Origin of the sequence: Actinokineospora spheciospongiae (assembly GCF_000564855.1) — a bacterium.
Taxonomy (GTDB): domain Bacteria; phylum Actinomycetota; class Actinomycetes; order Mycobacteriales; family Pseudonocardiaceae; genus Actinokineospora; species Actinokineospora spheciospongiae.
In genome coordinates, this window is the sequence record NZ_AYXG01000037.1 from 23456 (window position 1) to 30137 (window position 6682).

The 6682-nt window shown below is 70.4% G+C and carries 6 protein-coding genes; 4 read left to right on the plus strand and 2 right to left on the minus strand.

The genetic code is table 11. The features are described 5' to 3' along the window. Positions 1–16: 16 nt before the first annotated feature. Both UO65_RS04605 and UO65_RS04610 read left to right on the plus strand, forming a co-directional pair. Positions 17–1480, plus strand: a complete 1464-nt coding sequence (locus UO65_RS04605; RefSeq protein ID WP_052020706.1) for an MFS transporter — start codon at positions 17–19, stop codon at positions 1478–1480. Further along, entirely contained in the window at positions 1477–1875 is a 399-nt protein-coding gene (locus tag UO65_RS04610) for a DUF3224 domain-containing protein (RefSeq protein ID WP_035279049.1), read from the plus strand. Before UO65_RS04605 ends, UO65_RS04610 begins: the two co-directional genes overlap by 4 nt. Positions 1876–1957: 82 nt before the next feature. Here the strand turns inward: UO65_RS04610 and UO65_RS04615 are convergent, their stop codons facing one another. Then, positions 1958–3274 carry a helix-turn-helix domain-containing protein gene (locus UO65_RS04615; RefSeq protein ID WP_084175311.1) on the minus strand — a complete coding sequence of 439 codons (1317 nt, stop codon included), beginning with the start codon at positions 3272–3274 and terminating at the stop codon, positions 1958–1960. A gap of 520 nt (positions 3275–3794) precedes the next feature. Between UO65_RS04615 and UO65_RS04620 the strand changes: the two genes are divergently transcribed. Beyond that, positions 3795–4478: a Crp/Fnr family transcriptional regulator gene (locus UO65_RS04620; protein ID WP_035279053.1), complete on the plus strand. Its 684-nt coding sequence runs from the start codon at positions 3795–3797 to the stop codon at positions 4476–4478. Positions 4479–4878: 400 nt separating this feature from the next. Here the strand turns inward: UO65_RS04620 and UO65_RS04625 are convergent, their stop codons facing one another. Beyond that, the gene (locus UO65_RS04625; protein WP_063935882.1) at positions 4879–5814 is read right to left on the minus strand and encodes a sterol desaturase family protein; all 936 of its coding nucleotides are present in this window, start codon (positions 5812–5814) and stop codon (positions 4879–4881) included. Between the two features lie 82 nt (positions 5815–5896). Here UO65_RS04625 and UO65_RS04630 point away from each other — a divergent pair, with 82 nt between their 5' ends. After that, positions 5897–6493 carry a TetR/AcrR family transcriptional regulator gene (locus UO65_RS04630; protein WP_035279056.1) on the plus strand — a complete coding sequence of 199 codons (597 nt, stop codon included), beginning with the start codon at positions 5897–5899 and terminating at the stop codon, positions 6491–6493. Positions 6494–6682: the final 189 nt, after the last annotated feature.

Here is a 6682-nt window from a genome sequence, read left to right on the forward strand (position 1 = left end):
CTCCAGGGGAGACCGTATGACCGACACCTTCGAGCGGGCGGCTCCGCCGTCACCGGTGGCGACGGCGGGGAAGATCGTCCTGCTGACCCTGCTGCTGGCCGAGTTCATGATCCAGATCGACGCGACCATCGTGAACGTGTCGCTGCCCAGCATCCAGCAAGACCTCGGCTTCACCGGCACCAGCCTCGCCTGGGTCGTCAACGGCTACATGCTCTGCTACGGCGGTCTCCTGCTGCTGGGCGGGCGGCTCGCCGACGTGTACGGGCGCAGGCTCGTGCTCATGACCGGCGTGTCCGTCTTCACCGCCGCCTCGGTGCTCTGCGGTCTCGCGGGCGACCCGGTGGTCCTGGTGCTGGCCCGCGCGTTGCAGGGCATCGGCGCCGCCGCGGCCGCCCCCGCCGTGCTGTCGCTGATCATCACCTCGTTCCGCGAGGGCGCCGAGCGCAACGGCGCGCTGGCCGCCTGGGGCGGGGCCAGCGCGGGCGGGTCGCTGTTCGGCCTGCTCATCGGCGGCGTGCTCACCTCCACCGTGGACTGGCGGTGGATCTTCTACATCAACGTGCCGGTCGGCCTGGCCATCGTGGCGCTCGCCCCGTTCGTGCTCAAGGAGAGCAGGGCGGCCAGCAGGCCCTCCCTCGACGCCGGTGGCGCGATCACCATCACCGCCGCGCTGCTCGTCATCACCTACGCCCTGCTCGGCGCGCACGGCGGAGCGGGCCTGGACCTGGGTTCGGTCGGGCTGCTCGTGCTCGGCGCGCTGCTGCTGGCGGTGTTCGTGGCGGTGGAGAAGCGCCACCACGAACCGCTGATCCCGATGAGCCTGTTCGCCAACCGCAACACCGCGGGCTCCCTCGGCGCCACCGCGCTGTTCGGCACCACGCAGATGGGGTACTTCTTCTTCGTCACCCTGTACCTGCAGAACGTCCTGGGCTTCAGCGCCATCCAGACCGGTCTGTCCTACCTGCCGCTCATCGCCGCGCTGGCCGTCACCACCACCCTGGCCAACAAGATCATCGCCGCTCGCGGGGTGAAGGCCGCCCTGGTGCCCGGACTGGTGCTGATCATCGCGGGCCTGGGCTGGCTGTCGCAGGTGCCGGTCGACGGGTCCTGGGTCGGCGACGTCCTCGGCCCGACGGTGCTGGCGGGCCTGGGCATCGGCCTGACGTTCGTGCCGCTGTCCATCTCGGCCACCTCCGGCGTCGACCCGCGCGACGCGGGCGCGGTGTCGGGCCTGTTCAACGTGGCCGTCCTCATCGGCGGGTCCATCGGCATCGCCGTGCTGACCATCGCCTCGGGCCTCACCGGCGAGATCCCGATGCTGCCGCTGTCCACCCCCACCCCGGAGGCCATCGGCGGCTTCCAGGGCGTGTTCCTCACCGGTGCGGGCCTGGCGGTCCTCGCGCTGCTGGTCTGCGCGGCCGTGCTGCGCGTCCCGCACGCACCGGCAGCCGTTCCCGAAGAAGAGAAGGAAACCGCATGAGCACCACCGCCACCGGCAAGTTCATCACCTCCGTGTGGGACGAGGCCCCCTACGACACCGGCGACGGCGTCCCCGCGCTGGCCAAGGCCGACGTGAAGAACACCTTCGAGGGCACCATCGTCGGCGAGGGGACCCTGACCTACCTGCTGGTCTACCCGGAGAACTACGCCAGCTTCGTGGGCCTGCAGCGGATCACCGGCACCCTCGACGGCAAGGCGGGCCAGTTCGTCCTGCAGACCGAGGGCGTCGTCGACGGCGGCCCGCCCACCTCCACCTGGTTCGTCGTGCCCGGCTCGGGCACCGGCGAGCTGGTCGGCCTGCGCGGCAAGGGGACCGTGACCGCGGTCGACGCCACCACCGCCGAGTACACACTGGACTACGACTTCACGGCCTAGTCCGACGACGACGAAGCCACCCCGGGCGGACGGCGCACGTCCCCTGGGGTGGCTCTCGGCGGTCCCCCTCACCGCCGCGGTCTCACCTGTCCCGCAACGACTCCAGCCGCTTCCACGCCCACACCGCGATCGACAGCGCGCCCTCGTCCTCCGCATCCGCCGCCAGCGTCCGCAGCGACGCGATCGCCACCTCGACCTCACCAGCCTCCTGCGCGGCCAGCGCCAGCGTCCGGCGCAGCCGCAGCAGCTCGTAGCCCGCGACCTCGGCCCGGTCGAGCACCGCCTGCGAGATCCGCATGGCCTCGCGCGGGGCGCCCGAGGCCAGTTCGAACCGCGCCTGGAGGCTGTCCACCTCGTCGCGGTCGGTCGACATGCTCAGCGTGCGCTGGGCGCTGCGCGCGTCCGCGATCAGCTTGCGCACCTCTTCCAGGTCGCCGCCGCAGTCGAGCTGGATCGACGCCGCTGCCCGGCAGAACCGCAGCCAGTCCTGCACCGGCATCGACCCGTTGAGCGAGTCGCGCGCCTTCTCCAGGTGGCTCAGCGCGTCCGCGCGCATCCCGGCGCGGCCCAGCGCCACCGCCGCGGTCCAGTACGCCCGCCCCGAGGTGGCCGGGGAGTCCAGGGTGGTCGCCGCGGCCAGCATCGGGTCGATCAGGTCCAGCGCCAGCGGTGACTCGTCCAGGTCGCACAGCACCGAGATCTGCACCGCGTAGAGCCGGACCTCCTCCGCCGTGCCCGCGAGCGGGCTGACCACCAGGGCGTGCTGGGTCTCGCTGAGCAGGGCCCGCGCCCGGTTCAGCTCGCCGACCGCGCGGCACGCGGTGGCCAGGTCGATGCTGATGGAGAGCTGGATGGTCTCCAGGCCCGCGGTGTCGGCCACCTTGGCCAGCTCGTCGAGGACGGCCAGCCGCTGCCGGTGCTCGTTGGTCATGCCCAGGATGCGCTGCAACGACATCCCGCTCTCGATGATCGAAGTGGACTCCCCGTGCTGGCGGGCCCGGTCGAAGGCGTCCTCGGCGTGGCGGCGGGCGTCGACCAGGTCGCCGGAGGCGAACGCGGACTGGGTGAGGATGCGGGTCATCAGTTGACCGGAGTCATGTTCGCTGGTCCGGGGGGTCGGCGGGGCGCCGTCGTCGGGCCAGCTGTCGCCCGCCAAGTCGCGGGGGCGCACCCCGAGCGTGCGCGCGAGCTGGTGCACCACCTCCAGGGTGGGCACCCGGTTGCCCGCCTCCAGCAGCGAGACGTAGCTGGCGCTGACCGTGCCGCCGTCGGCGACGAGGTCGCGCTGCGACATCCCGCGCTGCAGCCGCAGCTCCCTGAGCCGTTGACCGAACTCAGGCTGGGAGACCTTACCCGCACGCAATGGTGCTGACAATTGTTGACTCCGTTGCTGACTCATGATTTCCTCTAGTCACTGACTCAAGTCAACAAGCCCCGGAGGAAGTCATGAAGACCATTGCCACCGCCGTGTTGACCGCATCGCTGGCCCTCGTGGGCTTCGGCCTGGTCCATGTCACCCCCTCCGACGCTGGAAGCTTAGGTGTCGACTCTACCGCAACCCAGGTCGAACTTACCTCTGTCAAGTCGGGCGTTCCAGCATCCGGTGAGCGGGCGCGAACCCTTGACTGGCCCTGGATCTGACCTCCAGTACGTAGTACGCCGGATTGACTGGTGTAAGTAGGGGTTCACGCCACCCCGGTCCAGCAGCGGCACCCCCGGTCGACGGGATGGATCGACCCCCCTGCCCCACTGCGGCCCGACCTCCGGGTTGTGACAGTTGTCGTCACCGCAGTCGCCAGGTTTCAGCAGTTCACGGTCCCGATCCGCGAATACGCGCCAGGGGCGTCACCACCCACACCATGCTCACAGACCGGTCGACCGCCGCACCACCGGCCGACCGCGCTTCGAGGGGGTTCGCCATGTCGACGACCTTGGCGCCACTGTCCAGCACGTCCTTCGCCGAGCGGCTCGAATCGATGATCACCCGGGAGACGCTCAGCGCCCCGTCGGTCCGGGTCGACAAGAACGCCAACGTCTACAACTGCGGCTATCGCTGCGACCAGGTGTACCTGGTCCGCTCCGGCCGCATCAAGACCGTCATGTACTCCAAGGGCGGCAAGGAGTGCCTGCTGTCCATCCACCCGGCGGGCGACCTGTTCGGCGAGCTGTGCGTGCTCGGCGGCCCCCGCGCGGAGACCGCCATCGCCATGGTCCCCACCGTGCTGCAGTACATGACGATGGACGCCTTCCTCGTCGCCATGCGCCGCGAGGGCCTGCTGGAGGACTTCGTCCGCCACATGGCCACCCGCCTGGCCGAGCAGCAGCAGGTCATCAGCGACCTGGTCACCGTCGACAGCGAGCAGCGGCTCGGCTCCACCCTGCTCAGCCTGGGGCGCAAGCTGGGCAAGCGCGAGGCCCGCACGCTGCGCATCGACGAGAAGATCACCCAGGAGGAGCTGGCCGGGATGGTCGGCACCACCCGCTCCCGGGTCGGCCACTTCCTCAAGCGCTTCCGCGAGGCGGGCATCGTCGAGGTCCGCCAGGGCTGCTTCCTGCGCATCGACGAGGAGCGCCTGGTCGCCTACCTCGACAACCGCATGTAGGTGGACCCCGCTGCTCCGATCCGGTGAAGCGCCCCGCGGCCGATCGCCCGGGGAATTCGGGAAACCGCATCACCCGTCCGGTTTTTCCTCGCTCACGCGGGTGAGGAAACGGCGAATTCCCACGGTGTCGTCGACAACTCTGTCAACAATTGTCATCACCCGATCGAGCGGTCGTCGTCACCGAAAAGGGGACCGGGTTTGCCGCCCGGGGTCCGGGGCGAGGAGCATGGACCCCGGTCGGTGCTCCCGGTGTCGTGCAGGGTCGATTCCCGGGAGCCGCCGCCACGCCCTCATCGCCATGCGACAACCGGCCGGGACACCGGGCGTCGCGCCCTCGTGCGATGAGGGCCGCGGGGCCCCGGCGGCGCGAGCTGCCGGGGCCCTTGCCGTTCGCGGGCCTTCACGGGGTGCGTTCCGGGGTCCCGTCCACCTCGCCGGGCTGGGGTCTGTGGACAACCGGGTGCGGGATTCCGCCGTCGCCCCTACGGTGCTCAGGACGCCACCCGGGCGGACCCAGGACGTACCCGAGCCGGTCCCGCCAGCGGCCCGCCGCCCGGACGTCGCGCAGGATCGCCCCGTACTCGTGGAACTGGAGGCTGACGATGTCGTAGGTCCCGACCGGACTGGTCAGGCCGTAGGTGGGCCGGTGCCGCTCGGCGCGGAAGGTGCCGAAGAGGCGGTCCCACACGATGAGCACGCCCGCGTAGTTGCGGTCGAGGTACTCGGGGTCGCTGCCGTGGTGCACCCGGTGGTGCGAGGGGGTGTTGAACACGGCCTCGACCCACCGCGGCAGCCGGTCGACCTTCTCGGTGTGCACGAAGAACTGGTAGATCAGGTTGACGGAGAACGCCGTGTAGATGGTCCAGGGGGAGAAGCCCAGCAGCGGCAGCGGCACCCAGGCCAGCACCTCGAACCACTGGTTCCACTTCTGCCGCAGCGCGGTGCCGAGGTTGAAGTACTCGCTGGAGTGGTGCGCCTGGTGGGCGGCCCAGGCCAACCGCACCCGGTGCGCGAACCGGTGGTACCAGTAGAACAGGAAGTCCACGCCGACGAGCAGCACCACCCACGACCACCACGTGGTGGGCACGTGCCACGGCGCCACGTGCTCCCACAGCACGACGTAAAGCAGCAACGCCCCCGCCCGGAAGAACAACCCCACCCCGACGCTCACCACCCCCATCGACAGGCTCGCCGCGGTGTCCCGCCCGTGGTACCCCTTCGCCTGCTCGTCGTCGAGGAACCGCAGGGCCAGCAGCTCGACCCCGATGAACAGGAGGAACACCGGCAGCGCGTAACCGATCGGATCGCCGAACTGGTGCCGCAGCGCGTCGAGCACGTCCCACCTCCAAGCAATTGACCTCCAGGTAAGTTACCGCGAAGTCACTTCCCTGCCCAGGCTGCTGGATAGGATCGGTCGCATGACCGCGCACACCGGCACCAAGGGCGTCCCCCGGGCGGAACGGGAACCCCAGATCCTGGACGCCGCCGTGGCGGAATTCGGCCGCCACGGCTACGCCAACGCCTCGGTCGCCACCGTCGCCGCCGTGGCGGGCATCTCCAAACCCCTGGTGTACAGCTACTTCGGCTCCAAGGAGGACCTGTTCATCGCCTGCCTCCGCCGAGGCGCCGACAACGTCATCACCTCCATCGAAGCCGCCAGGCCCCACACCGGCATGCGCCTGCCCGCCGAAACCCTCCGCGCCGTCTTCACCGCCCTCGGCCCCCGCCCCCACGACTGGACCCTGATCCACGACCTCACCCCACCGGTGAACAGCGCGGCAGCCGCCGCCGCCCGGGGCTACCGCCACACCCTCAGCGAAATGGCGGTGGACGGCGTCCGCTCCCTCCTGGCCGAACGCGGCAACACCGACCCCACCGACGCCTCCGCCCTGGTCGCGGTCTGGCTCAGCACGGTGACGGCCCTGGTCCGCTGGTGGCAGGACCACCCCGCCGAATCCGCCCAGAACATGACCGACCGCTGCGAACGCCTCATCACCGCCCTGTTCGCCCCCTGATCCCGCCCCTGCCTCTGCACGCCATCCGCTCCGCGCCGCCCCGCCCGCGTTGTCTTGCCCGCCTTGCCGCTCTACGCCGCGCGATGCGTTGCAGGGCCGCGCCTCGCGGTGCCGGGTCTGGTCTTGTAAGGCCCTGGGTTTTGGTGGGGGTGCCCGGCTGGGTGGATGTGTTTGGCCGGGGCCCCTATG

Bases quoted from the DNA above. Each gene is read 5' to 3' on its own strand.
- UO65_RS04605 (WP_052020706.1), top strand. From the start codon at position 17: ATGACCGACACCTTCGAGCGGGCGGCTCCGCCGTCACCGGTGGCGACG.
- UO65_RS04630 (WP_035279056.1), top strand. From the start codon at position 5,897: ATGACCGCGCACACCGGCACCAAGGGCGTCCCCCGGGCGGAACGGGAA.
- UO65_RS04620 (WP_035279053.1), top strand. From the start codon at position 3,795: ATGTCGACGACCTTGGCGCCACTGTCCAGCACGTCCTTCGCCGAGCGG.
- UO65_RS04610 (WP_035279049.1), top strand. From the start codon at position 1,477: ATGAGCACCACCGCCACCGGCAAGTTCATCACCTCCGTGTGGGACGAG.
- UO65_RS04615 (WP_084175311.1), bottom strand. From the start codon at position 3,274: ATGAGTCAGCAACGGAGTCAACAATTGTCAGCACCATTGCGTGCGGGT.